Origin of the sequence: Paenarthrobacter sp. DKR-5, from assembly GCF_018531425.1 — a bacterium.
In the GTDB taxonomy this organism is placed as follows: Bacteria; Actinomycetota; Actinomycetes; order Actinomycetales; family Micrococcaceae; genus DKR-5.
Genome location: NZ_JAHBOI010000002.1, coordinates 33,629 through 58,503, shown reverse-complemented (window position 1 = coordinate 58,503; position 24,875 = coordinate 33,629). Strand labels below are relative to the sequence as shown.

The 24,875-nt window shown below is 67.2% G+C and carries 21 protein-coding genes; 13 read left to right on the top strand and 8 right to left on the bottom strand.

Going from position 1 to position 24,875, the window contains the following annotated elements; all coding sequences use genetic code 11:
* Positions 1-27: 27 nt before the first annotated feature.
* On the bottom strand, positions 28-1,200 hold the full coding sequence (locus KIH31_RS03610; RefSeq protein ID WP_214425732.1) for an FAD-dependent monooxygenase: 1,173 nt from the start codon (positions 1,198-1,200) through the stop codon (positions 28-30).
* A gap of 205 nt (positions 1,201-1,405) precedes the next feature.
* On the opposite strand from KIH31_RS03610, the gene KIH31_RS03605 reads away from it, so the two are divergent.
* The 5 genes from KIH31_RS03605 (at position 1,406) to KIH31_RS03585 (ending at position 7,480) form a co-directional block, all read left to right on the top strand.
* Positions 1,406-4,942, top strand: a complete 3,537-nt coding sequence (locus tag KIH31_RS03605; protein WP_214425731.1) for a choice-of-anchor D domain-containing protein — start codon at positions 1,406-1,408, stop codon at positions 4,940-4,942.
* A 66-nt stretch (positions 4,943-5,008) separates the two neighbouring features.
* Positions 5,009-5,383: a VOC family protein gene (locus KIH31_RS03600; protein ID WP_214425730.1), complete on the top strand. Its 375-nt coding sequence runs from the start codon at positions 5,009-5,011 to the stop codon at positions 5,381-5,383.
* A gap of 72 nt (positions 5,384-5,455) precedes the next feature.
* Positions 5,456-5,824: a hypothetical protein gene (locus tag KIH31_RS03595; RefSeq protein ID WP_214425729.1), complete on the top strand. Its 369-nt coding sequence runs from the start codon at positions 5,456-5,458 to the stop codon at positions 5,822-5,824.
* A gap of 176 nt (positions 5,825-6,000) precedes the next feature.
* Positions 6,001-6,744, top strand: coding sequence for an SGNH/GDSL hydrolase family protein (locus KIH31_RS03590; protein ID WP_214425728.1), 744 nt, complete (start codon positions 6,001-6,003; stop codon positions 6,742-6,744).
* 175 nt (positions 6,745-6,919) lie between these two features.
* Positions 6,920-7,480 carry a YceI family protein gene (locus KIH31_RS03585; protein WP_214425727.1) on the top strand — a complete coding sequence of 187 codons (561 nt, stop codon included), beginning with the start codon at positions 6,920-6,922 and terminating at the stop codon, positions 7,478-7,480.
* A 59-nt stretch (positions 7,481-7,539) separates the two neighbouring features.
* On the opposite strand, the gene KIH31_RS03580 is transcribed toward KIH31_RS03585, so the two are convergent.
* The 3 genes from KIH31_RS03580 to KIH31_RS03570 are packed head-to-tail and all read right to left on the bottom strand — an operon-like array spanning position 7,540 to position 9,612.
* On the bottom strand, positions 7,540-8,043 hold the full coding sequence (locus KIH31_RS03580; protein ID WP_214425726.1) for a DinB family protein: 504 nt from the start codon (positions 8,041-8,043) through the stop codon (positions 7,540-7,542).
* 54 nt (positions 8,044-8,097) lie between these two features.
* The gene (locus KIH31_RS03575; RefSeq protein WP_214425725.1) at positions 8,098-8,955 is read right to left on the bottom strand and encodes a 3-hydroxyacyl-CoA dehydrogenase; all 858 of its coding nucleotides are present in this window, start codon (positions 8,953-8,955) and stop codon (positions 8,098-8,100) included.
* Between the two features lie 24 nt (positions 8,956-8,979).
* On the bottom strand, positions 8,980-9,612 hold the full coding sequence (locus KIH31_RS03570) for a TetR/AcrR family transcriptional regulator (RefSeq protein ID WP_214425724.1): 633 nt from the start codon (positions 9,610-9,612) through the stop codon (positions 8,980-8,982).
* Positions 9,613-9,681: 69 nt separating this feature from the next.
* On the opposite strand from KIH31_RS03570, the gene KIH31_RS18050 reads away from it, so the two are divergent.
* The 3 genes from KIH31_RS18050 (at position 9,682) to KIH31_RS03555 (ending at position 14,239) form a co-directional block, all read left to right on the top strand.
* Positions 9,682-12,093, top strand: coding sequence for an alpha/beta fold hydrolase (locus tag KIH31_RS18050; RefSeq protein WP_250545472.1), 2,412 nt, complete (start codon positions 9,682-9,684; stop codon positions 12,091-12,093).
* Between the two features lie 47 nt (positions 12,094-12,140).
* Positions 12,141-12,809 (top strand): Pr6Pr family membrane protein, encoded by a 669-nt coding sequence (locus KIH31_RS03560; protein ID WP_214425723.1) that lies wholly within the window; start codon positions 12,141-12,143, stop codon positions 12,807-12,809.
* 68 nt (positions 12,810-12,877) lie between these two features.
* Positions 12,878-14,239, top strand: coding sequence for an MFS transporter (locus KIH31_RS03555; protein ID WP_250545471.1), 1,362 nt, complete (start codon positions 12,878-12,880; stop codon positions 14,237-14,239).
* A 161-nt stretch (positions 14,240-14,400) separates the two neighbouring features.
* On the opposite strand, the gene KIH31_RS03550 is transcribed toward KIH31_RS03555, so the two are convergent.
* Positions 14,401-15,183 carry a putative hydro-lyase gene (locus KIH31_RS03550; RefSeq protein WP_214426213.1) on the bottom strand — a complete coding sequence of 261 codons (783 nt, stop codon included), beginning with the start codon at positions 15,181-15,183 and terminating at the stop codon, positions 14,401-14,403.
* 36 nt (positions 15,184-15,219) lie between these two features.
* Positions 15,220-16,485 carry an MFS transporter gene (locus KIH31_RS03545; protein WP_214425722.1) on the bottom strand — a complete coding sequence of 422 codons (1,266 nt, stop codon included), beginning with the start codon at positions 16,483-16,485 and terminating at the stop codon, positions 15,220-15,222.
* Positions 16,486-16,739: 254 nt separating this feature from the next.
* Here KIH31_RS03545 and KIH31_RS03540 point away from each other — a divergent pair, with 254 nt between their 5' ends.
* From KIH31_RS03540 to KIH31_RS03530, 3 genes are all read left to right on the top strand, one after another.
* Complete coding sequence (locus KIH31_RS03540) at positions 16,740-17,657, top strand: aldose 1-epimerase family protein (protein ID WP_214425721.1); 918 nt, start codon at positions 16,740-16,742, stop codon at positions 17,655-17,657.
* A 133-nt stretch (positions 17,658-17,790) separates the two neighbouring features.
* Complete coding sequence (locus KIH31_RS03535; protein WP_214425720.1) at positions 17,791-18,840, top strand: glucose 1-dehydrogenase; 1,050 nt, start codon at positions 17,791-17,793, stop codon at positions 18,838-18,840.
* Positions 18,840-20,639: a glycoside hydrolase family 15 protein gene (locus KIH31_RS03530; RefSeq protein WP_214425719.1), complete on the top strand. Its 1,800-nt coding sequence runs from the start codon at positions 18,840-18,842 to the stop codon at positions 20,637-20,639. Before KIH31_RS03535 ends, KIH31_RS03530 begins: the two co-directional genes overlap by 1 nt.
* Here KIH31_RS03530 and KIH31_RS03525 read toward each other — a convergent pair.
* Both KIH31_RS03525 and KIH31_RS03520 read right to left on the bottom strand, forming a co-directional pair.
* The gene (locus tag KIH31_RS03525; protein ID WP_214425718.1) at positions 20,636-21,028 is read right to left on the bottom strand and encodes an alpha/beta fold hydrolase; all 393 of its coding nucleotides are present in this window, start codon (positions 21,026-21,028) and stop codon (positions 20,636-20,638) included. The two genes, KIH31_RS03530 and KIH31_RS03525, sit on opposite strands and share 4 nt — an antisense overlap.
* An 88-nt stretch (positions 21,029-21,116) precedes the next feature.
* Positions 21,117-21,656 (bottom strand): sulfocyanin-like copper-binding protein, encoded by a 540-nt coding sequence (locus KIH31_RS03520; protein ID WP_307857529.1) that lies wholly within the window; start codon positions 21,654-21,656, stop codon positions 21,117-21,119.
* A 128-nt stretch (positions 21,657-21,784) separates the two neighbouring features.
* On the opposite strand from KIH31_RS03520, the gene KIH31_RS03515 reads away from it, so the two are divergent.
* Positions 21,785-23,146: an NRAMP family divalent metal transporter gene (locus KIH31_RS03515; protein ID WP_214425716.1), complete on the top strand. Its 1,362-nt coding sequence runs from the start codon at positions 21,785-21,787 to the stop codon at positions 23,144-23,146.
* Between the two features lie 71 nt (positions 23,147-23,217).
* Positions 23,218-24,831, top strand: a complete 1,614-nt coding sequence (locus KIH31_RS03510) for a phospholipase D-like domain-containing protein (RefSeq protein WP_214425715.1) — start codon at positions 23,218-23,220, stop codon at positions 24,829-24,831.
* The last annotated feature ends 44 nt before the right edge of the window (positions 24,832-24,875 follow it).

The following is a 24,875-nucleotide window of genomic DNA, read 5'->3' as shown; positions in this document are numbered from 1 at the left end:
AGGAGCCCTAACGATTCCGGGAGGACGTCAGATGGACGGGGGCGCCCAGTCGCTGATCCGGGACAGCGGCGCCAGCGCGATTCGCGGCGGTGTCAGCCTGACTGCCAGGTTGCGCAGCGCGACGGCCGCCGGATTGCCCCATTCGCTGATCCATCCCATCCGCCGGGCGGCGGTGGCGACAGCCTGCGTGCGTGGCCGGCGGCCGGCGTCGTACGCGTCCAGCGCCGAGGCGACGTCGCTGCCCTGCGCGACACAGGTGGCGAGCACCACGGCGTCCTCCAGGGCCTGGCAGCCGCCCTGGCCAAGGTCCGGGGTCATGCCGTGGGCGGCGTCACCAAGGAGCGCGACGCCTCCGCGCACGTACGTGGGCAGCTTCGGAACGTAGTCGACGTCGGTGCGTATGATCCGGTCGCTGGGAGTGGCGCGCAGCAGCGACGGGATCGGCTCGTGCCAGCCGGCAAAACGTTCCAGCAGCGCCGCCCGCTCGTTGTCGTCCCGGCGGCCGGCCGGGGCGGGCAGTTCGGCATACCAGTACACACGCTCCCCCTGCAGCGGGAGGTACCCGAATTTCGCGCTGCGGCCCCAGGTCTCGCCGCTGTCCCCTGTTGACAGCGTGCCAGCCGGGGTGATCCCGCGCCAGGTCGTGTACCCGCTGTAGACCGGATCCCCGGCTTCGGGGGCCACGTGACGGCGGAGGCTGCTGCGCATGCCGTCGGCCGCGACCACCAGGTCCGCCGCCAACTCCGTCGTCCCCGCGGCGCCCCGGGCGAACACCGTGGGCCGGCCGGCCTCCGTCGGCGCGGGCGCCACGCCGACGGCTGTGACCCTGGTCCGTAAGCAGCCGGGTGGAAGGGCGCCCAACAGCACGCTATGAAGGTCGGCGCGACGCAGGACGACGACGTCGGGCAGCGAAGCGGAACCGGCCGCGGTGCGCGTCAGCCAACGGCCGGAGGGCACGCGCAAGCCGCCTACGGACGGAACGGGCGCCGCCAGGGCGCGGACCTGGTCCGCGAGCTTGAACTGCTCCAGCACCCGCATTGCATTCGGCCACAGGGAAATGCCTGAGCCGGCGCCGGACGGGCGCGCATGCTCTTCCAGCACCGTCACGGACCAGCCGACCGCACGCAGCGCTATCGCGGCTGCCATACCCCCGATACCGCCTCCGACGATGACAGCCGACCAGTCCTGACCAGACTTCATCCCGGCGAGTCTGGCCTTCGTCCGGCACCTGCGCAAGGCCCTGCACCACGCGTTTTCCTGCCGCAGACAAGTGGTGCCCCCGGCCGCCCGAGTGATGGCCCTGTAAAGACGGGTGGTCCCCACTCATGCGCGTCCCCGGCGCCATTTTTACGCTCAGGATTGTCGGCGAATCCCGTCCGACGGTCTCTCGGTAAGCAGGTCTCCCATGCGCATTTTCACCTCTGTTTCCAGCTCCGCTGCGCTTCGCGGTGGGGGTCCCGCCGGCAGGCGGCGGTCCTGGGCCGTCGTGCTGTCCGTACTGCTTACGGCTGCGTCTGTGACGGTCGGCTCCACCGCCGCAGCGGATGTAGGGACAATCGCGCATGACACGCTGCGGACGGGGTGGGACAGCGGGAGTGCTTTGACGCCGTCGTCGGTCGCATCCTCGACCTTCGGCAAGCTGTTCTCGGCAACGGTCAACGGCCAGGTCTACGCGCAGCCGCTCGTCATCGGCACCACCGTGGTGACCGCGACCGAGAACAATGCCGTCTACGGTCTCGACAGCACCACCGGTGCCGCCATCTGGTCGCGCAGTCTCGGACCGTCCTGGCCGGCCTCAACGGTGAGCTGCGGCGACCTCACACCGAACATCGGCGTAACGTCGACGCCGGTCTATGACGCCGCCACCAACAGCATTTTCCTGACTTCGAAGACCAACGACGGACCGAGCGCACAGTATCCGCACTGGTACATGCATTCACTGGACCTGGCCACCGGCGCGGAAAGGGCGGGCTTCCCAGTCATGATCCAGGGCGCGCCGACCAACGACCCGACCCGCGCCTTCAACGCCATGACCGCCCAGCAGCGCCCGGGCCTTCTGCTCATGAACGGCGTCGTGTACGCGGGCTTCGCCAGCCATTGCGACTACACGCCCTTCGTCGGCTACATCGTCGGCGTGTCGACCAGCGGACGGCAGACGACGATGTGGGCTACCGAGTCCGGCAACAGCAACGCCGAGGGCGGCATCTGGCAGTCCGGCGGCGGACTGGTCTCTGACGGCGCGGGGCAGATCCTGTTTTCCACCGGGAACGGCATCTCCCCGAGTGCCGGCCCCGGCAAGACGCCGCCGGCCACCTTGGCGGAATCAGTGGTCCGCCTGCAAGTGGGAGCCGACGGAAACCTGACCCCCACCGACTTCTTCAGCCCTGCCGCTAACGTCAAGATGGACCAGAACGACGCCGATCTTGGCTCCGGCGCTCCCGTCGCCATCCCCGACGGGTACGGCACGACGGCCCACCCGCACCTGATGGTCCAGGCCGGGAAGGACGGACACGTCTACCTGCTGGACCGGGACAGCTTGGGGGGCATGGCGCAGGGACCGGGAGGCACGGACGCCATCCTTGACACGGCAGGCCCGTACAACGGGGTCTGGGGCCGCCCTGCCTTCCTCGGCACCAGCAGCGGCGGGTATCTGTACGACGTTGAGAGCTATGGCTACCTCAGGGCGTTCAAGCTTGTCCCTTCCAGCACCGGCGGAGTGAGCCTCTCCGCCGTCGCGACCTCCAGCGGCACCTTTGGATACACTTCCGGGGCTCCCGTGGTCACCTCCTCCGGCACGGACGCCTCCACCGCCCTGGTCTGGGTGGTGTACGCGTCCGGGTCCACCGGAACCAGCGCTGAGTTGAGGGCCTACAACGCGCTTCCGGACAGTACCGGCCACCTCCAGCAGGTGTTCAGTGCCCCACTGGGCACTGCGTCCAAGTTCTCCTCGCCGGCCACCGACGGCGCCCACGTGTACGTCGGCACCCGGGACGGGCACATATTGGCCTTCGGCGCTCCGACCACCGCAGCCGTCGGGGCCACGAACACGGATCTGGGAACGGCTCCGGTAGGAGGCACCGGAACGGGCACCGTGATCATCACGGCTTCCCGGGATGTGACGATCAGCTCAATTGCGACAGCGGTGCCGTTCGGCGTCGGGACCTCGCTCACGCTCCCCCAGACCATGACCAGCGGCGGCAGCCTCGCAGTCCCGGTGACGTTCGCACCGACGGTCGCCGGACAGGCTAACGGCACCCTCACGGTCAAAACTGCCGACGGCGAGACCGACCTTCTCGGAGTGCACGCCATCGGAACCAAGGACGGACTTGGGTCCACGCCGGCCGCGGTCTCCTTTACCGACGTCCCCACCCAGACGATCAGCCGGCAGACAGTCAACATCGTCAACACCGGCACCACCGCTGTCACCATCACCGGTCTCACGCTGCCTGCCAACCAGCAGTTGACGGTCGCACCGGACACCGCACCGACGATCGGGCAACAAATCCAGCCCCTCGCGTCCATTCCGGTATCCATCACCTTTACCCCGACGGCGGCAGGCCAGATAACGGACTCCCTCGCCGTCGCCAGCGACCTCGGCTCGGTCACGGTGCCGATCACGGCGAGCGCGGTGTCCGGCGCTTCCCATTTGGCGCTGCCATCATCGCTGGACTTCGGTGATGTGCCAGTGGGGCTGTCCGCCACCAGGACGTTCCAAATCCAGAACACCGGCAACGTCCCGATGACCATCACCAAAGCCAAGGCACCGCAAGGTGTCTTCTCAACCACTACGCCAATTTCCGAGGGCTTGGTCATCCCGCCTGGTGACTCTGCCCTGCAAAGCGTCAGCTTCACCCCGGGCGCCCTCGGACAAGCCGGAACCACGGCTACCTTCTACGAAGTCACGGCCGACGACGGAACGGGTGCGCACGAGGTCATGCTCACGGGCAACGGCACCGACGACCCGATTGCCGTCTACGCGCAGAAGATCGGCGCGGGCAGCGCCGGGTCACCCCTTGGCAGGGTGATGACCGTCGAATACCCGGTCGGACCGGGCAAGTGCCAGGACTACACCGCCGGCGTTATCTGCTGGTCCCCGACGACAGGGGTGCACGAAGTCCACGGCTCCATTTATGCCCGCTACAAGGCAGCAGGCGGCGCTGGCGGCAGCCTCGGCTTCCCCACCACCGACGAAATGGGCACGCCGGACGGCATCGGCCGGTACAACCACTTCGCCGGCTCCGGGGGCGCCTCGATCTACTGGACCTCCGCCTTGAGGGCCCACATTGTCCAGGGGGCGATCCGCGCCAAGTGGGCCTCCCTTGGCTGGGAAGCGGGACCGCTCGGCTATCCCGTCACCGACGAGACAGCCGCCGCAGACGGCATCGGCCGGTACAACCACTTCTCGCGCAATGCTTCCATCTACTGGACGCCGACCACCGGGGCACACTCGGTCCAGGGCGGGATCCGCACCGAGTGGGCGTCCCTCGGCTGGGAGGAAGGCTTGGGCTACCCGACCACTGACGAGACGGGCACGCCGGACGGCGTCGGCCGGTACAACCACTTCTCGCGCAGCGCCTCGATCTACTGGACTCCTGCCACCGGAGCGCACGCCGTCAAGGGTGCGATCCGCGCCAAGTGGGCCTCCCTCGGCTGGGAAGCGGGACCGCTGGGCTACCCGCTCACGGACGAGCGCACGACACCCGATGGCATCGGCCGGTACAACCACTTCTCGCGCAATGCTTCCATCTACTGGACGCCGACCACGGGGGCACACTCCGTCCAGGGCGCCATCCGCACCAAGTGGGCCTCCCTCGGCTGGGAAAGGAGCCGGCTGGGGTACCCGGTGACCGATGAGTATACGATTCCTGCTGGCCGTGAATCCGACTTCCGCGGTGGCCGGATCACCTGGAACAAGAGGACCGGGACGGTGAGTGTGTTCTAGCCGGCGGCTGGTCGGCCGCCCAGGATGCGGCCGACCAGCCGAGCGCGGATGACGTAGGGTGTGCCCATGGAACTGCGCCTCGAGGTTGTCCAGGTCCCGGTCTCCGACGTGGACAAGGCTAAGGCCTTCTACGTCGACGGCCTGGGTTTCGCACTCGACCACGACGTCGAACACATCCCCGGCATGCGGGTTGTCCAGCTCACGCCTCCGGGCTCAGCCGCTTCGATCGTGATCGGTACGGGAATGCACAGCATGGCACCGGGGAGTCTGGAGGGGCTTCAGCTCACCGTCCCGGACATGGCGGCCACCCTGGCCGAACTCCGGGGTCGAGGGACACAGATCACCGGTCCCGAGGATCTCGGCGGGTTCGCGTTTGCCTACTTCAGCGACCCGGACGGCAACCGCTGGGTCATTCAGGAACTCCCACGATCCTCAAGGTAAGGCTCAGCTTGCGCCAAGCTTCCTGATCTTTACTGTTCCAAAAGCACTCATCTGAAACGTAAGGAAGGCACCGTGAGCCAGGGCACCCCCGGTCCGCACACGATCCCAGCGGCACCCTCAGTGACGGGCACAGCGACGCCCCGCTTCGAGCAGGTGCCTCGCTACCCCGCTGCGGAGCCCGGCGCGGGCACGCCCCGCCGCCGGAGCTTCTGGACCGTGCCGAAGGCGTTGCTCGCGGCAGGCATCGCCGTACTCCTCGCGGGAGGGGGCGGCGCCGTCGGTTACTCCATGGGGCAGGCGGACGCCGCGCATAAGATCTCCCAGCGGTTCCAGAACCGGAGGTTTGGCGGCCAGCGACAAGGGGGCCTGCCGGGCGGAGGCATCCAGGGTGGCCAGGGCCAACCGGCGTCCCCGAGCGGCTCCGGCGTGACCGGCTCCTAGAGCCGTTCCGCGGGGCGCTTTCGGGCACCCCGCGCTTTCGCATCAACAGCCGACGGCGATTGGGGGAATCCATGCACGGAAGGCGGCTACCGTTCGGTTGCCTGTGCCGCACATGCCGGCGCTTATCGTTCCTTCTTGCCCTTCCGGTCATCGTGTCCTTCACTTGGCTCTCTTCCGTGGCCGCTTCCGCGCGGCCGCCGGCGGGCACCGCGGACCGGGGCCACGTGTCGGCCAGTGTCTCCCCCGCCCCCGCAGCCACTCCGTCGTCGCGGTCGCCCGCGCCGCAGAAGCCGCTGCGCACAGCCGCCGCTCCCGTCGACGTCGTGGTTGTCGGGGACTCGCTCAGCACCGGGTACGGCACATCTGCCTCGACCGCGTGGCCCGTCCTGCTGCAGAAGGCCTCGAGAACCTCGAACCAGCCGCTGAACGTCCTCGATGCCGCACAGAACGGCAGCGGCTACGTGGCAACCGGCGACGGCGGGGGCACCTTCCTTTCCGAAGTGCAGGGCTCAGTCACGCGCACCGCCCGGGTCGTGGTTTTCTTCGGCTCGGAGAACGACATGGGCACCGACCCGGGCAGCCTCAGGCCTGCTGCCGCGGCCGCCCTCGCCCTGGCGAAGGCCAAGGCACCCGAAGCCAGCATCGTCGTCGTCGGGCCGCCCTCCTATACCGACAGTCCGGAGCCCGAGCGGGTGAGGGTGCGGGACGAGATTCAGGCCGCTGCCCGCGGCGCCGGTGCCGTTTTTGTCGACCCTATCCAGGACCACTGGATCAGCGGGGAAGCAAACGAACTCATCGGCCCCGACGGCGACCACCCGAGCGTGGCAGGCCAGCAGTACCTGCAGACAATGATGCAAAGCATCGTCCTGGCGAACCTTCCCCCTGGGACTGGTCCGGGGCACACCCGGACAGTGGACTAAGGGCGGGGAACCCGGACGGTGCAAGTAGTCCGTCCTGCCGCCGGACAAAGGTGACGGCTAGGATTAAGCGGGGAGGCAACCCAGGCAGCGATGTCAGTGGTTGCGGGACCACGGTGCCGCGTCGCTGCCCCACTCCGTTGCAGGGCGCGTGCACACAACCGAGGAGGCTGTCTGCATGGTGGAGCTATCACCTAACCTTTCGGGGGAATGGCGCTTCGATCCGAGCCACACACGCATCGGATTCTCAACGCGGCACGCAATGGTCACGAAGGTTCGCGGAGCCTTCAACGACATCGAGGGGATCATCCACGCTGACGCGGAGAATCCCCTCAACTCGTCGGTGAAGGTGACAATCAAGGTCGCCAGCATTGATACGCGCAACGCCCAGCGCGACGAGCACCTTCGCACCAACGACTTCTTTGACGCGCCGAACTTTCCGGAGATCACCTTCGTGAGCACCCGGATAGACCAAATCGAAGAAGGCAACTTCATCGTGAGCGGAAACCTGACGATCCGGGGCATCACTCAGGAGATCAGCCTGCCGATCGAGTTCCTTGGCGTCGAAAAGGACGCCTACGGGCAGCTCCGCGCCGGCTTCGAAGGGTCACGGCGCATCGACCGCCAGCAGTTCGGGGTCAAGTGGAATACCGCTCTCGACTCCGGCGGCGTCCTGGTGTCGGACAAGATCACTCTGGAGTTCGAGGTTTCGGCTGTGAAGGTCGAGGCAGCAAGCTAGACGGCTCCGGTTCAAAGGCAGGGCCCTGCGAGGCGTGGAACCCATCGTTCGGGAAGTTCCTAGCCGTGCCGCGCGGCCAGAACCTGTTCGCGCAGGATGTCGGCGTGGCCGCAGTGCTGCGCCAGCTCGCGGAGCATGTGCAGGAATACCCAGCGAAGCGGCAGCGGCCCCCGGCGGTTGCCGCGTACGACGTCGTCCAGCCCGAGGCCAGCGACGGCGGACCGGGAGGCCTCGCACGCCGCGCGGTAGGCGTCGCGCACGGAGGCGATGGTGTCGCCGTCGTCCAGGATGAAGGAGTCGTCCGGCGTTGCCGGGCTCCCGATTTCCGTGCGGGACCGGCGCGTGATGGCCTCGTCGAACCAGACCCGCTCGATGAATGCTCCATGCTTGACCAAGCCAAGGAGCGTCGTCCGCGAGGGCACGAGGGAGGCCCTTGCTTCCTCCTCGGCCAGGCCGTCGAGGCTGCCGGCGAGCGCAGCGCGGTGTTCGTCGAGGAACACGTTGAACTGTGACCGCAGCTCCGCCTGGAATGTCGTGGATTCCATGCTCGGGAGTGTGCTCATGGACCGGAGTCTACGACGCCCAGTCCGCCATCGATGCCTTCCGCGCAGTGAGGCTCAGTAGGTGTAGAAGCCCTCGCCCGTGGCCACCCCGAGCTTGCCCCTGTCGATGTAGTTGGCCTTCAGGTAGGCGGCGAACGCCTGTGATCCGGCGTCCGGGGACGACGCCGCGACGTTGTAGGCGGTGGTCAGGCCGACGACGTCGAAGATCTGAAACGGCCCGCTTGGGGCGCCGGTGGCGATCCGCCAGGTCTTGTCGATGGTTTCCGGGTCCGCAATGCCCTGGAGCAGCAGGCCTGCCGCAGCGTTCAGGAGCGGGACCAGCAGCGAGTTCAGGACGTAGCCGGCCTTCTCCTTCTTGATTTCGACCGGTTCGAGTCCGCTCCGGCGGGCGAACGCGACGACTGATGCGAACACCTCCGGGTCTGTTTCAGCGGTTCCCATGACCTCCGCAATGTTCTGGGCCCAGATGTGGTTGGCGTAGTGCAGGGCCAGGAAGCGGTCGGGCCGGCCGGTGGCGTCCTTCAGGTCGCTCGGGAGCAGCGTCGAGGAGTTCGTGGCGAAGATGGTCCTCGCGGGGGCAAGCTGCGCAAGCTGGCGGTAGACATCCCTTTTGAGCTCAAGCAGCTCAGGGACCGCCTCGATCACCAGGTCTGCGCCGGCGACGGCGTCCGCGAGGTTGGCGGTCAGGCGCAGGTTGCCGAGGGCCGCCTCGGCCGTGCCTTCCGGCGCGTCGGCCACTTTCTCTGCCTGGTAGATGGCCGCCAGCCGGGCGAACCGGGCGCGCGCATTCTCAAGGGCCGCGTCGTCGACGTCGTACGCCGTGACGGCGAATCCGAAAAAGGCTGCCTGGTACGCGATTTGCGAACCGAGCACTCCGGTTCCAAGGACGGTCACTGCTTCGATTGCGGGCATCCTGGTTGTTCCTTCCGACGCGCGTTACTGGCGGCTGGGGTTGTCGGATCCGTAAATGCTGCGGATCCAGATGGTCGAGAGTACGTCGAGGGCGCGGGACTCCCCTATGGCCGGCGTCTCGCGGTTCAGGGCGGCCGTGATCACCCGCTCGTTCATCAGGTTCAGGCTGACGGCCAGGTCCCCGGCGTCGATGCCGTGCGGCGCGGCGCCCCGGGCACGCTCGGACAGGATCACGTCAGTCGAGAATTCGGCCCAGGACTGCATGGCCCTGGACCAGAGCGCGCGCACCTCGTTGTTGCGGGCGCGCGCAGCGATGGCTGCGATGGAGACGCCGCGGTGGGAGACGAAGACCTCAACGAACATACCGATGGACCGTGTCCACGACCCCGCGGGATCGCCCTCGAAATCCCGCGGCAGTTCGCCCACGCGCCGCTCCACCTCCGCGATCACCCGGTCCAGCAGGGCAAGCAGCACGTCGTCCTTCGAGGCGAAATAGAAGTAAAAGGTGGGCCGGGAGATGCCGGCGCCGCGCGCGAGGTCCTCGATCGAAATGTCATCGAAGGCACGGGTACCGAGCAGCTGCTCGGCGGTGACGAGAATCGCGTCCTGGCGCTCATCCCCCGAAACCCGTACGGCACGTCGTCCTCGTTGAACCATGGGCCCATCGTAGACCAAGGGTTCGACACGGTGTTGACTGTTTCGACGCCGGGTCGATAGCGTCGCCTCATGAGCGAGCACGTCGATGTGTTGATTGTCGGGGCAGGGCTGAGCGGGATCGGCTTCGCCAGCCGGCTGAAGCGCGAGCTTCCCGGGAAGACCTTCACGATCCTGGAGTCGCGGGAGGCCGTGGGCGGCACGTGGGATCTCTTCCGGTACCCCGGCATCCGCTCCGACAGCGACATGTACACCCTCGGCTACTCTTTCCGTCCCTGGTCCGGCGCCAAGGCGATCGCCGACGGCGATTCCATCCGCGAATACATCGAGGCGACAGTTGCCGACGAGGACCTCGAGCCGCGGATCCGCCTGAGGCACCGCGTTCTGTCAGCGCAATGGTCGAGCGAAACCGCCCTGTGGACGGTCACAGCTGTCATCACTGCCGGCGGCGAATACCGGCAGGATGACACCTCGACGCGGACCGACGGAACAGTCACCTTCACGTGCTCGTTCCTGTCCGTCTGCTCCGGCTACTACCGCTACGACGAAGGGTTCACCCCCGCCATCGAAGGCGCCGGGTCCTTCACGGGACGGATCGTCCACCCGCAGCACTGGCCGGCCGACCTCGATTATGAAGGCAAGCAGGTGGTCATCATCGGCAGCGGGGCGACGGCGGTGACCCTCGTGCCGTCGATGGCGGCCTCGGCCGCCAAGGTCACAATGCTGCAGCGCTCCCCGACCTATATCGCCCCGGTGCCCTCGCGGGACCACCTGGCCGACCGGCTTCGAGGGAAGCTGCCTGCACAGCTCGCCTACGACGTCGTCCGGGCGAAGAACATCGCGGTGTCGATGCTGCTCTACCAGCTCAGCCGCCGCCGGCCCGAAACGATGAAGGCCATACTCCGCAAGTCCGCGCTGGCGAAGCTCCCCGAAGGCTTCGACGTGGACACACATCTTGCCCCCTCGTACCAGCCGTGGGACCAGCGGCTCTGCGCGATCCCCAACGGGGACCTCTACCGCGCCATCAGTGCCGGCACAGCCGACATCGTGACCGACAGGATCTCGCGGATCACCCCGACAGGCATCGACCTCGCCTCCGGCGCCTCACTCCCGGCCGACGTCATCGTGATGGCCACTGGACTGAACCTGCTCGTGATCGGCGGCATGAGCCTCACCGTCGACGGCGAACCGGTGGACGTGGGCCGGACCCTGACCTACAAGGGGATGATGCTTGAGGGTGTGCCGAATTTCTCGCTCACCATCGGCTACACCAATGCTTCCTGGACGCTGAAGGCCGATCTGGTCGCCGGGTACGTGTGCAGGACGCTCGAGCGCCTTGACCGCCACGGCCTGCAGTGGGTGGTGCCCGAAGCTCCTGCCAACGTCGCCAGCGGTGAGCTGAGTTCCCTGATCGATTTGAAAGCCGGCTACATTCTTCGCGGCGCCGGCGATCTTCCCCGGCAGGGCCCGCGCTCACCGTGGCGGCTGCACCAGAACTACCTGCGGGACTTCGCGTTGCTGCGGGCGGGCAAGCTGACGGACCACGTCCGTTTCGGACGGCGCGGGCAGACCGTTGCCGCCGGTGGGCGGCGGACACCGAAGGCGCTCCCGGACCCCCTAACCCTGCCCGGCACCGGGTACATCGTGGCTGCCGGCGCCCGGCTGCGGTACCGCAGGACCGGCAGCGGCACCCCCGTGCTGCTCCTGCACGGCATCGGCCAGAGCCTCGAGGACTGGAACGAGCAACACGAACGGCTTGCCGAGCGGCACACCGTGTACAGCGTCGACCTGCCGGGCTCCGCCTATTCCGAAAGGCTCTCCGGGCAGGCGACGTTGGCCACGCTTGCGGGGGCGCTTCCCGCCTTCCTCGACGCACTCGGGGTGCACGAACCGCTTCCCGTGGTCGGCAATTCGCTCGGCGGCGCTGTCGCCATGAAGCTCGCTGCCGACTACCCCGGCCGCGTCTCGGCGCTCGTCCTCGTCAACAGTGCCGGCTTCGGCAAGGAAGTGGCGCTGGCGCTGCGCCTGCTCGCGATCCGGCCGCTTGCGGCGGTGCTCGCCCGACCTCATGAGGCAGCATCCCGTCGCACCGTCCAGTCCCTCTTCTACGACAAGGCACTGGTGACCGATGCCCGTGTGGGCCATTCGTTCGCCCTGTCGCAGCGGGCCGCCCATCGGCAGACCCTCATCGACGTCGCCCGGGATCTCGGCTCGATCTCCGGCGTCACCGAAGGATGGCGGACCGCGCTGCTCGGGGCCGTGGCGAAAGCGGACATCCCGACGCTCGTCGTATGGGGCGACCACGACCATATCCTTCCATTCGCCCATCTGGAGGCTGCAACGGCGGCACTCCCCCGCGCGGAATCGCACGTCTTCCAGAACACCGGGCACATGCCGCAGATCGAGCGGCCGGACGAGTTCGCGGCCGTGCTGGAGGACTTCCTGTCCCGGCGCGTGGCCGAGCAGACTTCCGCCAGCGCGTAGGCATAACGGCCGTACTGCGTGCGCGGCGCACCGGGCACACTGAAGAGATGAGAAGTGACGGCGCCTGGATCCGCTTGCTCCGCGGTGCGGTCGGGCTGTTGGTGCTCGCCGCCGTCGTCCAGAAGACGTACGACGCAACCCGTCCCGGCAGCGACGTTGACGTCTTCCAGCTCTACTCGGAATTCACGGTGCAGGCGAACCTCGCCTTCGGGCTCGCGCTGGTCGCCTCCGCTGCCTGGCCGCGCACGAGGCTGCCGGGATGGTGGGATCATCTCTTCGGCGCCCTCGTGCTGTACCTGGTCATGACCGGAATCATCTACATCGTCCTTGTGGCGCCGCCCGGCGAGCCGTGGTGGACGTGGAATCTTTACTGGCCGCAGATGGTGCACCATCGCCTCGCCCCGCTGTTCGCTGCCCTCGACTGGCTGCTGGTCTCGCGTGTACGGCGCGGCGCCTGGTGGCGGCCCTTGGCCTGGCTGGGCTACCCCGTCGCCTTCCTGGTCTTCTCGTGGGTGCGCGGCGGCATCGACGGCTGGTACGTCTACGATTTCCTCGACCCCACGCTCAAGGCCGGCTGGCCGGGCGCGCTGTCCACGACGGCCGAAGTGCTCGTCGCGTTCCTGGTGGCCGGACTGCTGGTGCATCTCGCCGGCAACTGGCGCGCATCCCGCCCCGGAATGGTCCCTAAACTGACTATTGCGCAAACGCAACAGTAGCGGTTAGATAAGGGCTACCACCCAACGGCTCATCATGCCGCGGCTTCTGTCCCAAAGGAGGGATCCGAATGTCGGTCGAAACAAACCCCGCAGCGAACGTGGGAAACGCCCGATGGAAGCGGCTCATTCCGGTCGCGATCATCGTTTACATCATTTCCTTCATGGACAGGACGAACATCGGCTTCGCCCTGAACGGATTGCACCAGGATCTGCATATCGATGCCGCCCAGCAAGGCCTCGCGGCCGGCATCTTCTTCATCGGCTACCTCGTACTCCAGATCCCGGGAGGCCATTTGGCCGAGCACTGGAGCGCCAAGAAGTTCGTCGGCATCATGGTGCTGGTCTGGGGCGTGCTGGCCGTCCTGTCCGGATTCATCCAGAACTTCGGCCAGCTGCTGATTGTCCGCTTCTTCCTCGGCGTGGCCGAAGCCGGAATCTGGCCGGCCATTCTGGTGCTGATCAGCCACTGGTTCCCGGCAGCCGAGCGGGCCCGCGCGTACGCGTTCTGGATGATGAACATTGCGATCGCCTCCATCATCACAGCCCCGCTCTCCGGCTGGATTCTGTCCTTCTCCGACTGGCGCTGGCTGTTCATCATCGAGGGCCTCTTCCCCTTCGTCATTGCCGCCCCCTTGTGGTGGGCGCTCATCGCCGACCATCCCCGGGACGCGAAGTGGTGCTCGCCTGAAGAGCGGGCGTACATCGAGGCCGGCCTGGCCGCCGACGCCGCCGAGCATGCCCAGCAGGAGCACCTGAACATCCGGCACGTGATGGCGAACGCGGCGGTGTGGCGGCTGACCCTGGTCTACTTCCTCATCCAGATCGGCTTCTACGGCATCAACATCTGGCTCCCCCACGTCATCAAGACGATGACCTCCGGCTCCTCGCTCGCGGTCGGCTTCATCACCGCGATCCCCTATGTGCTGGCCATGGTCGCCCTTTGGTACAACGCCAAGGCTGCAGACCGAACCGGGCGCTACTCAACCCACGTGCTGCTGTCGATGGCGGTGGGGGCTGTCGCCCTCGTGCTCTCGGTGGCGACAGGAGACAGTGCGCCCTTCCTTGCGGTGGCCCTCATTAGCGTCGCGGTGGCGGGCGCGCTGGCGTACGACGGTCCGTTCTGGGCCGCAGCGTCCCGCGCCATGCCCGCCGTGGTCGCAGGCTCCGCGATGGGCCTGATCAACGCAGTGGGCAACCTGGGCGGCTTCGTCGGCCCCTACGTGGGCGGCTTCCTCCAGGACGCAACCCACGGCAGCTTCATGGCGACGTCGATCTTCCTCGCCTGCTGCCTGCTCGCGGCGGGCCTGGTCATGCTGACCCTCCGGAGGGGAGGCGACCGTCCCATCGGGAAGGCCGGCACCGGCACCCGCACTGCCGCCAGCGAGGCCGACGCCGTGCACAGTACGGAGGCGACCAGGCGGAACCGGTGACACGCGGGCACTGATCCAGACACCAGAAAGACCTGGGGCGCCACGCCCGGCCAGCCGGACGTGGCCCCCACGCGTTATCTCGTCTTATACACCTCAGCCGCAGCGGACGACGGCGACAACCCCGGTCACCCGAATGGGTACGCCACGTTGGGTGACGCCCGTCAGCAAATCAGGTAATCCGTGTCCGCCGCGTCGGTGATGAGCATGTAGCCAGGGGCGTGGGTGATCGCAAGCGGCGGCTTTGACTCCATGAGCACGGCCTGCGGCGTGACGCCACAGGCCCAGAACACCGGTACGTCGCCGTCGTGCGGGGTGACGGCGTCGCCATAGTCCGGCCGGTCCAGGTCGTGGATGCCGATCGCTCCGGGATCGCCGACGTGGATCGGGGCGCCGTGTACGGCGGGCATGCGGCCGCTGATTCGCACTGCTTCGTCCACCAGCCCGGCGTTGACATAGCGCATCGAGACGACCATGGGCCCATGCAGCCGGCCTGCCGGCCTGCAGGGCAGGTTTGTGCGGTACATGGAAACATTCCTGCCCTGTTCCACGTGTCGCAGGGGGATTCCTTCCTCGACCAGCGAGGACTCGAAGGTGAAGCTGCACCCGATCAGGAAAGTGACCAGGTCCTCGTTCCACTCGTCCAGTACCTCAGTGGGTTCAGCCGTCAGCTGACCCTCCCGCCAGACGCGGTAGAGGGGAAGGTCCGTCCTCAAGTCAGCGCCCTGCGCGAGGGTCGTCGAGGTGGACCCGGCGTCCGTCACGTCGAGAACCGGGCATGGCTTCGGGTTTCTCTGGCAAAACAACAGCACGTCGTACGCCCAGTCTGCGGGAACAGAGATCATGTTGACTTGGGTATAGCCCGGAGTCCACCCGGAGGTGGGCGCGGCCACCCCGGACCGAAAAGCTGCGCGCGCCTCGGCCGGGGTGGAGGGCAGCGATTGCATCAAATCGACGGCTTTCATGGTCTTCCTCAGCATCCGTCAGGCGAGTTCGCGGTTCTTGGTTTCCGGCAGCCCAAGCAGGGCGAGCACCGCGATGCCATAGCCGAAGGCGCCGAAGATCATCGCGCCGCCCAGTCCCCAGCTCCCAGCGAGGAATCCGACGACGGTCGGGAAGAAAGCCCCCACGGCGCGGCCGAAATTGTAGGTGAAGCTCTGCCCCGTGCCTCGCAGGTGGGATGGATAGAGTTCTGAGAGAAAGGCGCCAAAACCGCTGAAAATGGCCGAGGTGAAGAAGCCGAGCGGGAAACCAAGAACGAGAACGAGGGTGTTGGCGCCGGATGGGATGTTCACGTAAGCGAAGATAATCAAGGTCGAGAGGACTGAGAACAGGAAGAAAGTCTTCTTCCTTCCGAGCAGGTCTGTGAGGTAGCCGCCGGAGACGTACCCGATGAATGCCCCGGAAATCAGAAACACAAGATAGCCACCGGTGCCGACGACGCTCAGCCCTCTTTCCGTCTTCAGGAACGTCGGAAGCCACGAGGCCAGGGTGTAGTAACCGCCTTGGACGCCTGTGGCCAGGAGAGCGGCGAAGAAAGTGGTCCGTCCGAGGGAGCCGGTGAAGATCTGGCGGAACCCGCCCCGTGACGGGTTGGAGAGCCGGCGTTCCGTCGCCGAGTCAGCGTCCTTTACGTTTCTCCGCACGAAAATCAGGAGCGCGGCCGGAAGGGCACCGGTCCAGAACAGCACGCGCCATGCCATGTCGGCAGGAACGAAGCTGAACACCACCGTGTAGACCACGACCGACAGCGCCCAACCGACCGCCCAGGAACTCTGAATGAACGCCACGGCCCGGCCGCGGTACTGGGGCTTGGCGTATTCGGCGACGAGAATTGCGCCCGTTGCCCACTCACCACCAAATCCAAGCCCTTGGAGGGTCCGGAACACCAGGAGCTGTTCGAAGCTCGTTGCAAACCCGCAGAGCACTGTGAAGACGGCGAAACACCCGACCGTGATCATGAGGGTCTTGGTTCGGCCGATGCGGTCGACCATGATGCCAGCGAGCGCACCCCCGACGGCGGACACCACGAGGGTGACGGTGGTGAGCAGGCCTGCCTGCCCTCTTGAGATGTGGAAATATGTGCCGATTGCTACGAGGGCAAGAGGCAGAACTTGAAAGTCGTAGGAGTCAAGGGCATAGCCCCCGAAAGCTCCAATCCAGGCCTTCCGGCCCCGCTCCCCCAGGGTCCTATACCAAGCGAACCTGCCAACTTCGTTGGTGGCAGTGATTTCTTCTGCATTCGTCACGATGACCTCACGGATTGGGGGGCGTGCACCCAAGAAATAGGGGGATCCTGAGCAGGGTCTGCGCCCCGAAGTGCTCCCAAGCCTAGAAGTTGTTCAACAATCTGTCTAGGGGTTAACGTGATTTGCGTCACCGGAAGCCTATGTGTAGCCGGTCGCCGGCGCGGCAGCCCCACCCACCCTGGAGCACGTCCGCACACAACCCGACACCTCCCCTGCGGTTGCGGGTACGGGGAGTGGAGGGCAGACTGGCACGCATGAGCCTCCCTCCTTCCGGCCGTCAAATCGAGATCAGCCACGAGCGGCAGAGTGCGACGATCGTCGAGGTGGGCGGCGGCATCCGCCGCTACACCGACGCAGGCCGGGATGTGCTGCAACCGTACGCCCAGGACGCCATGTGCGACGGAGCCCACGGCGCGCCGCTCATACCCTGGCCCAACCGCCTGGCGGACGGCAAATACAGTTTCGACGGCACCGACTACCAGGTCGCATTGACCGAGCCCGACAAACACAACGCCATCCACGGGTTTCTGCGTTGGCGTCCTTGGCAGGTCATGGAACAGGATGCCAACCGGGCTGTGATGGGGGCCCAACTGTTCCCGCTCGAGGGCTACCCGTTTCAGCTTGAGGTGCGGGTTGAATACACCCTCGATGCCGGGGGCCTCACGGTCACCACCACTGCGACGAACACGGGCGCCCACGCCATGCCCTACGGGTCCGGCCAGCATCCTTACCTCGCACCAGGGGGCGACGGAACCGTCGACGGCTGCACGCTGCAACTGGACGCCGCAACCCGGATCACCACCGACCCCGAGCGCCAGTTGCCCACGGGCAGCGAATCCGTCGAGGGGACGGCCTTCGACTTCCGCGAGCCCCGAAAAATCGGCGACCTTGCCGTCGACTTCGCATTCACCGATCTTGCCCGCGACGCCGACGACCGGGCGTGGGTGCGTCTGACAGGCCACGACGGGCGGACCTCCGAGCTTTGGGTGGGCCCCGCCTACCCGCTTGTCGAGCTGTACACGGCCGACACCCTGGCGGAACCCCGGCGGCGGAAAGGCCTCGGCACCGAACCGATGACGTGCCCGCCCAACGCCTTCGCAAGCGGCGACAGAGTAATCCGGCTCGAGCCCGGCGCGGCGACCTCCTCAGCGTGGGGCGCCCGCCTGGCCTGATCCCTCTCCCGGACCGGCCGCGAGGCGCCCCCCGGGCCGGCCGCCCGCGGTGCCAAGCATCCTGTCTATTGCGTTTGCGCAAACATATTGGCAGACTGCTTGTAGGAAACCACCACCGCGGAGGGAGAGCACCATGCACGCTTTGACAGTGACGCCGGGCACCAAGAACTCACTCAACCTCAGGGACGTACCGGAGCCCAAGGAACAGGAGGGAAGCGTCCTGGTTGACGCTCTCGCAGTCGGGCTTTGCGGCACTGATATCGAGATCGTTGATGCTGACTACGGTGAGGCGCCCTCCGGGCAGGACTATCTCGTGCTGGGACATGAGAACCTCGGTCGGGTGCGCCAGGCGCCCGCCGGTTCCGGCCTTGCAGCCGGGGACCTGGTCGTGGGCATCGTGCGGCGGCCGGATCCTGTGCCCTGCGCGGCGTGCGCCGCGGGTGAATGGGACATGTGCCGGAACGGACTGTACACCGAGCACGGCATCAAGGGCCGTGACGGCTTCGCGCGGGAACGCTGGCGCGGCAACCCTGAGGACATGGTGAAACTGGACGCGGCCCTTTCCCGGGTCGGCGTCCTGCTTGAACCGGCCACCATCGTCGCCAAGGCGTGGGAGCAAATCGACCGCATCGGCAGCAGGGCCTTCTTCGACCCGCACGTCGCCGTCGTCACCGGCGCCGGCCCGGTAGGCCTGCTCGCCGCGCTGCTGGGCGTACAGCGCGGGCTGGAGGTCCATGTCTACGATCGGGTCCAGGACGGCCCGAAACCAGGGCTGGTCGCCGGCCTCGGCGCGACCTATCACACCGACTCGCTGCCGGACTCCGGCGTGAAAGCCGACGTCCTGATCGAATGCACCGGGGCGAGTCCCTTGGTGCTGGATGTCATCCGGCACGGGGCGCCGGACGCAATCACATGCCTCACCGGGGTCTCCGGGACAGGACGGAATTCTTCCGTTGACGTCGGGGCCGTGAACCGCCGCGAAGTACTCGGTAATGAAGTCGTGTTCGGGACGGTCAACGCCAACCGGCGCCACTACGACGCCGCGGCCAAGGCTCTCGCAGCCGCGGACCACACCTGGCTCGAACGCCTGATCAGCCGCCGGGTGCCGCTCACCGGTTTCGACGACGCCTTCGACCGCCGCCCCGACGACGTGAAGGTCGTTCTGGACCTGGAGCAGCGCTGATGCCGCGGATCGAGGACTACGCCGTCATCGGGGATCTGCATACGGCAGCGCTGGTAGGGCGGAACGGGTCAATTGACTGGCTCTGCCTGCCCAATTTCGACTCCCCCGCCTGCTTCGCGTCCCTCCTCGACACCGCGGAAGCCGGCAGGTGGCGCATAGCCCCCGCCGGCGCAGGAGCGTGCACCAGGAGACGGTACCGCCCCGATACCCTGATTCTTGAGTCCGAATGGGAAACCGACGGCGGCAGGGTGCGCGTCACTGACTTCATGCCGCCGCGTGACAACGCCTCCGACCTGGTCCGGATCGTGGAGGGCCTCACCGGTTCCGTCCGCATGCAGAGCGAACTGGCCCTGCGCTTCGATTACGGACAGGACATCCCGTGGGTGCGGCGGGACAGCAGCGGCATGAGCGCCGTCGCCGGCCCGGACTCCGTCTACATCACCACGGAAGCACCGCTGGAGGGGCGGGACATGAAGACGCACAGCGACTTCACCGTCTCGGCCGGCCAACGCATCCCTTTCGTCCTCACCTGGCAGCACGGCCACCTCCCCCGCCCGCAGGCCGCCGACGCTGAAGACGCACTCCGGGGAACAGCACAGTTCTGGGCCGAGTGGTCGAGCCGATCGAAGGCTGCCGGCCCCTACCGGGATGCGGTGCAGCGATCCCTGATCACTCTCAAGGCGCTCACCTTCGCCCCGACGGGCGGCATCGTGGCGGCCGCCACCACCTCACTGCCGGAGCAGCTTGGCGGCCCGCGCAACTGGGACTACCGCTATTGCTGGCTGCGCGACGCCACCTTGACGCTGCAGTCGCTGCTGGCCGGAGGATACGACGGCGAGGCGAGGGCGTGGCGGGAATGGCTGCTTCGCGCCGTCGCCGGCGATCCCTCGAAACTCCAGATCATGTACGGGCTGGACGGCAAGCGCAGGCTGCCCGAGATGTCCCTTCCCTGGCTCGCCGGGTATGAGGGATCCTCCCCGGTGCGCACAGGCAACGCCGCCTCCGGGCAACTGCAACTGGATGTCTGGGGCGAAGTGCTCGACGGCCTCGCGCTCACGCGGAACGCCCTGCAGGGGCAAAAGGACGATTCCTGGGACCTGCAGGTGGCCATGATGGAGCACCTGGAGGGCTCCTGGGACCAGCCGGACAACGGCCTGTGGGAACAACGCGGACCTCGGCGCAAATTCACCTACTCACAGGTCATGTGCTGGGCGGCAGCAGACCGCATGGTCAAGGGAGTCCGCTCCTCCGGGCTGCCCGGCCCCGCGGACCGCTGGGCCGACCTGCGCAGCAGGATCCACCGTGAAGTCATGACCCATGGGTTCGACGAGGAGAAGAACACCTTCGTCCAGTCCTACGGAAGCAAGGAACTGGACGCGAGCCTGCTGCTCCTGCCGCGTGTCGGCTTCCTCCCGCACAAGGACCCGCGCATCGTCGGCACCATCGACGCGATCGACCGTGAGCTGACCGAGGACGGGTTTGTCCTTCGCTACCGGCCCGAAACCAGCGACGACGGGCTTCCCGGCCGCGAAGGCGTTTTTCTCGCCTGCTCCTTCTGGCTCGTCGACGCCGAACTCGGTGCGGGACGGCAGGACAAAGCCCGCAGCCTCTTCGAGCGCCTCCTGGACCTGCGCAACGACGTCGGGCTGCTGTCCGAGGAGTGGGATCCGAGGGCGGGGCGCCAATTGGGGAACACGCCGCAGGCCTTCAGCCACTTCTCGCTGATCAACAGCGCCTTCCAGCTCCACCGCGGCAGGACCCACCACAGTTACGATTCCCTGCATCATCACACGAGCTAGGCCAGCGCCTGTTCGACCCACTGCATGTAGGCGCCTGGCTCGAGCAGCACTGCTGCATGCCCGGCCTGCCCCAGATCGCACCTGTCGATCCCTTCAGCACGAAGGATCGCTGAGAGTCCCGTGTCGAGGTCGGCAAAGCTCCTCACTGGTGGGTAGTCCGGCGCCCCCACCGTATTGTGGGCGGCCAGCTGCTCGAGGAAGGCGAATCCGAGCGCCGCCCGGCGCAGCCCTCCAGTGAGCCGGAGAACCGGCGGCCCGCTGCCGAGCCGGGTGTACCGCCAGCGCACGCCGCCCACTGTGAGCTCGCGGCCATCGGTTGCCGCAAAGTGCCGCGGCCCGGACAGCACCGAGGTTCCCTCCGGTTGCCGGTCCGGATCCGGCCTGGTCACGGCTTATTCCCCGACTCATGCGCGAAGAGGCGGATCCCGGCAAGGAACCGTCCCGGAGCCATCGCGCTCTCCTGCCCGCCGGACAGTTCTAGGTGACCGTCAGCTGGGTATACATGCCAGAGGAATAGTGGCCCGGGAAGTTGCAGACCAGTTCATAGCGCCCTGGTGCAAGGTCGAGGCTGAGCCACCCTACGGTGCGCGGGAGGATGCCCTGCCCCGCGCCTTCGGCGCAGGACGCAGAAGCCTCCCCGAGGCTGCCGGTTTCGTCGATCTTTCCGTCGCCTCCGACCGGACGGGTCCCAGCCGTCCCGGTTCCCGGCAGCGGTAGGATCACCATCTCGTGGGTGTAGCGGCCGGCGTTGGTGACCAGGAAGCTCACGCGGCCGTGCGCGACGGTGGCACGGTCCGAGGTCAGCCGCATGGCCCCCATCATCGGTCCCCCCATGTCGGTGGCCGTGACGTCCACGACCGCGCCGGCCAGCCCCGGGACGCTGCAACCGGCGCGTCCGGCGAACAGGCCGGTTTGCCTCGGGGGCAAGAAACCGAGGGCTGCGATCGAGAGTGCCGTGAGGGCCAAGGTGGCCAGGACGCCGACCAGCACCGTGCTGCGCCGGGACAAACCCGTCACGCCGTGCACCATCCGTGCTTCATCCCAAAGCCTCCGTTCTGGTTGCAGTGCTGCCTCCCTACCTTTCTGCCCGGTTTCGGGAGCTTCCGGAAGTGTCATTGGGCCCGGCCCGGGCATACGCTCAGCACATGGCGGAGTTTCCGGACGAAGAGCTCAGCGAGATCGAGCCCGCGGCCCAGCGGCCCGCGTTCCCCCGCCGATCCCGCAGGAAGGGCGTCGGCCGGTTCCTGCGGATCCTTGGGCCCGGCATCGTCACGGGGGCCGCGGATGACGATCCTTCAGGAATCGCCACGTATTCCCAGGCCGGCGCCCAGTTCGGCCTGCAGCTGCCGTGGACCATGCTCTTCACCTTCCCGCTGATGACCGCTGTCCAGGAGGCGTGCGCCCGGGTGGGCGCAGTTACAGGCAAAGGCCTGGCGGCCATTATCCGAGAGCATTACCCGAAGAAGATCCTGTACCCGGTTGTGCTGCTGGTGGTGGTCGCGAACACGCTCAACATCGGCTCCGACATCGGCGCCATGGCAGCCAGCATGCAATTGCTCGTCCCCTCGCTGAGCATCCCGGTGCTCGCCGTCGGATTCGCACTGCTCATGCTCCTGCTCGAAGTGTTCGTGGCCTACCGCACCTACGTCCGCATGCTCAAGTGGCTCGCCCTGGCACTCTTCGCCTACTTCATCACCGCTTTCATCGTCCAGGTCCCCTGGTCCGAAGCCCTGAGAGCGACCGCCGTGCCCGCCATCCAGTTCAACCCGGGTTTCCTCTACATCGTGGTAGGGATCCTGGGCACCACCATCTCCCCGTACCTTTTCTTCTGGGAAGCCAGCAACGTCGTCGAAGACGAGATTGCCACCCGCCGGCTGCCTCCCGACGGCGGCACCCCCGCCGTCGACCGACAGTACATCCGGCGCCTGCGGATCGATAACGCCGTCGGGATGCTGTTTTCGAACGTCACCGCCTGGTTCATCATCCTGGTCGGCTCCACTGTGCTCGGCGCCTACGGCATCACGAACATCAACACGGCGGCCGACGCCGCAGAGGCCCTTGAGCCCCTCGTCCAAGCTTTTCCCAACTCCGGATACCTGGCCAAGGTTGTCTTCGCGGTGGGCGTCATCGGCGTCGGGCTCATGAGCGTCCCCGTTCTCGCCGGCTCCTCCTCCTACGCCATTGCCGAGGCATTCAACTGGCGCGAAGGCCTCTTCCGTGTCTTCAAGCAAGCCCGCGAGTTCTACTTCGTCATCATCTTCGGCACCCTGGCCGGGCTCGCCTTCAATTTCATCGGCGTGGATCCGATCAAGGCGCTGATCTTCACCGCGGTGTTCAACGGGATCGCTGCGGTACCCCTGATCTACTTCATCGCCCGGGTCTCCAGCAGGGCGGACATCATGGGCAACCTCAAGAGCGGACGCTGGTCCAGGACCGGCTTATGGACCGCCTTCGCCGTCATGGGCCTTGCAGCAGGAGCACTCATCGCATCGCTCGTCCTGCCCTGAACCCCCGTCGTAGGCTACGTTGGAGTCCGGACCGCGGCGGCCTCACCTCGGGCCCCGAAAAGGAGGATCGAGTGGACAGCGATGCCGGCAGCTGGTTTCTGAGCCGTGACGAACGGGGGAACCCGGCTACGGACGTACAGGCGGACGGTCCCGGACCCTCCTCCTGGTCGGAGGGCAACCTCGTGCGGCCCCTGGTCCACGGGGCGGCCTACTTTGCCCGGCTGCATGAGGAGCTCACGGCCCTAAAGGCGGGCGACCGTGTTTGGTTCACCGACTGGCGCGGCGACGCCGATGAGCGGCTGCTGGCGGACGGGCCGTCCATCGGCGACCTGCTCGCCGGGCTGGCCCGCGCTGGAGTGGAAGTGCGCGGCCTTGTCTGGCGATCCCACGGGGAGCGGGTGTCGGCCCCGATCAGCGGCAGGTCCAACGAGCTCCTGGGACGCGAGATCAACGACGCCGGCGGAGAGGTGCTGCTGGATCAGCGTGTCCGCCTGTTCGGCTCCCACCACCAGAAATTCTTCGTGATCCGGCGTCGTGACGACCCCTCACGCGATGTCGCGTTCGTTGGCGGCCTGGACCTTTCCCACAGCCGCCGGGACGACGCCGAACACGCCGGTGACCCGCAGGCCGTAACCATGGACCCCCGGTACGGGAAGCAGCCGCCGTGGCACGATGCCGCGCTCGAACTGCGCGGACCCGTGGTGGCCGATGTGCTGGCGGTGTTCGCCGAACGCTGGAACGACCCCCATCCGTTGGACCGGCACACCCCCTACCGGATGCTGCTGCAACGTCTGGCACGCATGCCCCGCCACCCCAAGCCACTGCCCGCCGCGGTTCCGCCGCCGCCACCGGCGGGTCCGCACGCCGTGCAGCTGCTGCGTACCTACGGTGTGAAACGGCCCCCGTTCCCGTTCGCGCCGGGCGGCGAGCGCAGCATCGCCCGCGCCTACGAGAAAGCCTTCGCGCGCGCCCGCTCGCTGATCTACATCGAGGACCAGTACCTGTGGTCCACCGAGGTCGCAGCCGGAATCGCCGCGGCCCTCAAACGGAACCCTGACTTGAACGTGATCGCCGTCGTGCCACGCTACCCCGACTCCGACGGCCGTCTCGGAGGTCCGCCGAGGCGGATCGGGCAACTGCGCGCCATCGCAATGCTGCAGCGGGCCGCACCCGGCAGGGTCGGCGTGTTCGACCTGGAGAACAGCGCCGGGACCCCCATCTACGTGCACGCCAAGATCTGCATCATCGACGACACGTGGTTCACCTGCGGCTCGGACAACTTCAACCGCCGGTCCTGGACCACGGACAGCGAGCTCACCTGCGCCGTGTTCGACACGACGGCTGAGAACAGCGGGCAGCCAGACACCGACGCCGGCCACGACGCTTCCCGGCCGTTGGCCCGCGCGCTCCGGCTCCAGCTCTGGGCCGAACATCTGGGTATGGACCAGGACGATCCGCGGCTCCTCGACCCGGCTGCCGGGCTCAAACTTTGGAATGCCGCTGCCGATGCTCTCGGCAACTGGCACGACGCCGGCGGCCGCTCGGCCCGTCCCGCCGGACAGGTGCGTCACCATGTTCCGGAACCGGTGCCGCCGCTCCAGCGTCTGTGGGCGGACCCGCTCAGCCGCCTCGTCGTGGACCCGGACGGCCGCCCCCGCCGAATGAGGGGGACCACCCGGTTCTAGGCCTGCGGGACAAGGTATTGGCCGGCGCGTGTGGCGCGGCTAGG

What these genes read in the sequence shown, in the direction of transcription:
- KIH31_RS03610 (WP_214425732.1), bottom strand. Translation starts at nt 1,200, where the DNA reads ATGAAGTCTGGTCAGGACTGGTCGGCTGTCATCGTCGGAGGCGGTATC.
- KIH31_RS03605 (WP_214425731.1), top strand. Translation starts at nt 1,406, where the DNA reads ATGCGCATTTTCACCTCTGTTTCCAGCTCCGCTGCGCTTCGCGGTGGG.
- KIH31_RS03600 (WP_214425730.1), top strand. Translation starts at nt 5,009, where the DNA reads ATGGAACTGCGCCTCGAGGTTGTCCAGGTCCCGGTCTCCGACGTGGAC.
- KIH31_RS03585 (WP_214425727.1), top strand. Translation starts at nt 6,920, where the DNA reads ATGGTGGAGCTATCACCTAACCTTTCGGGGGAATGGCGCTTCGATCCG.
- KIH31_RS03580 (WP_214425726.1), bottom strand. Translation starts at nt 8,043, where the DNA reads ATGAGCACACTCCCGAGCATGGAATCCACGACATTCCAGGCGGAGCTG.
- KIH31_RS03575 (WP_214425725.1), bottom strand. Translation starts at nt 8,955, where the DNA reads ATGCCCGCAATCGAAGCAGTGACCGTCCTTGGAACCGGAGTGCTCGGT.
- KIH31_RS03570 (WP_214425724.1), bottom strand. Translation starts at nt 9,612, where the DNA reads ATGGTTCAACGAGGACGACGTGCCGTACGGGTTTCGGGGGATGAGCGC.
- KIH31_RS18050 (WP_250545472.1), top strand. Translation starts at nt 9,682, where the DNA reads ATGAGCGAGCACGTCGATGTGTTGATTGTCGGGGCAGGGCTGAGCGGG.
- KIH31_RS03560 (WP_214425723.1), top strand. Translation starts at nt 12,141, where the DNA reads ATGAGAAGTGACGGCGCCTGGATCCGCTTGCTCCGCGGTGCGGTCGGG.
- KIH31_RS03555 (WP_250545471.1), top strand. Translation starts at nt 12,878, where the DNA reads ATGTCGGTCGAAACAAACCCCGCAGCGAACGTGGGAAACGCCCGATGG.
- KIH31_RS03550 (WP_214426213.1), bottom strand. Translation starts at nt 15,183, where the DNA reads ATGCAATCGCTGCCCTCCACCCCGGCCGAGGCGCGCGCAGCTTTTCGG.
- KIH31_RS03540 (WP_214425721.1), top strand. Translation starts at nt 16,740, where the DNA reads ATGAGCCTCCCTCCTTCCGGCCGTCAAATCGAGATCAGCCACGAGCGG.
- KIH31_RS03535 (WP_214425720.1), top strand. Translation starts at nt 17,791, where the DNA reads ATGCACGCTTTGACAGTGACGCCGGGCACCAAGAACTCACTCAACCTC.
- KIH31_RS03530 (WP_214425719.1), top strand. Translation starts at nt 18,840, where the DNA reads ATGCCGCGGATCGAGGACTACGCCGTCATCGGGGATCTGCATACGGCA.
- KIH31_RS03515 (WP_214425716.1), top strand. Translation starts at nt 21,785, where the DNA reads ATGGCGGAGTTTCCGGACGAAGAGCTCAGCGAGATCGAGCCCGCGGCC.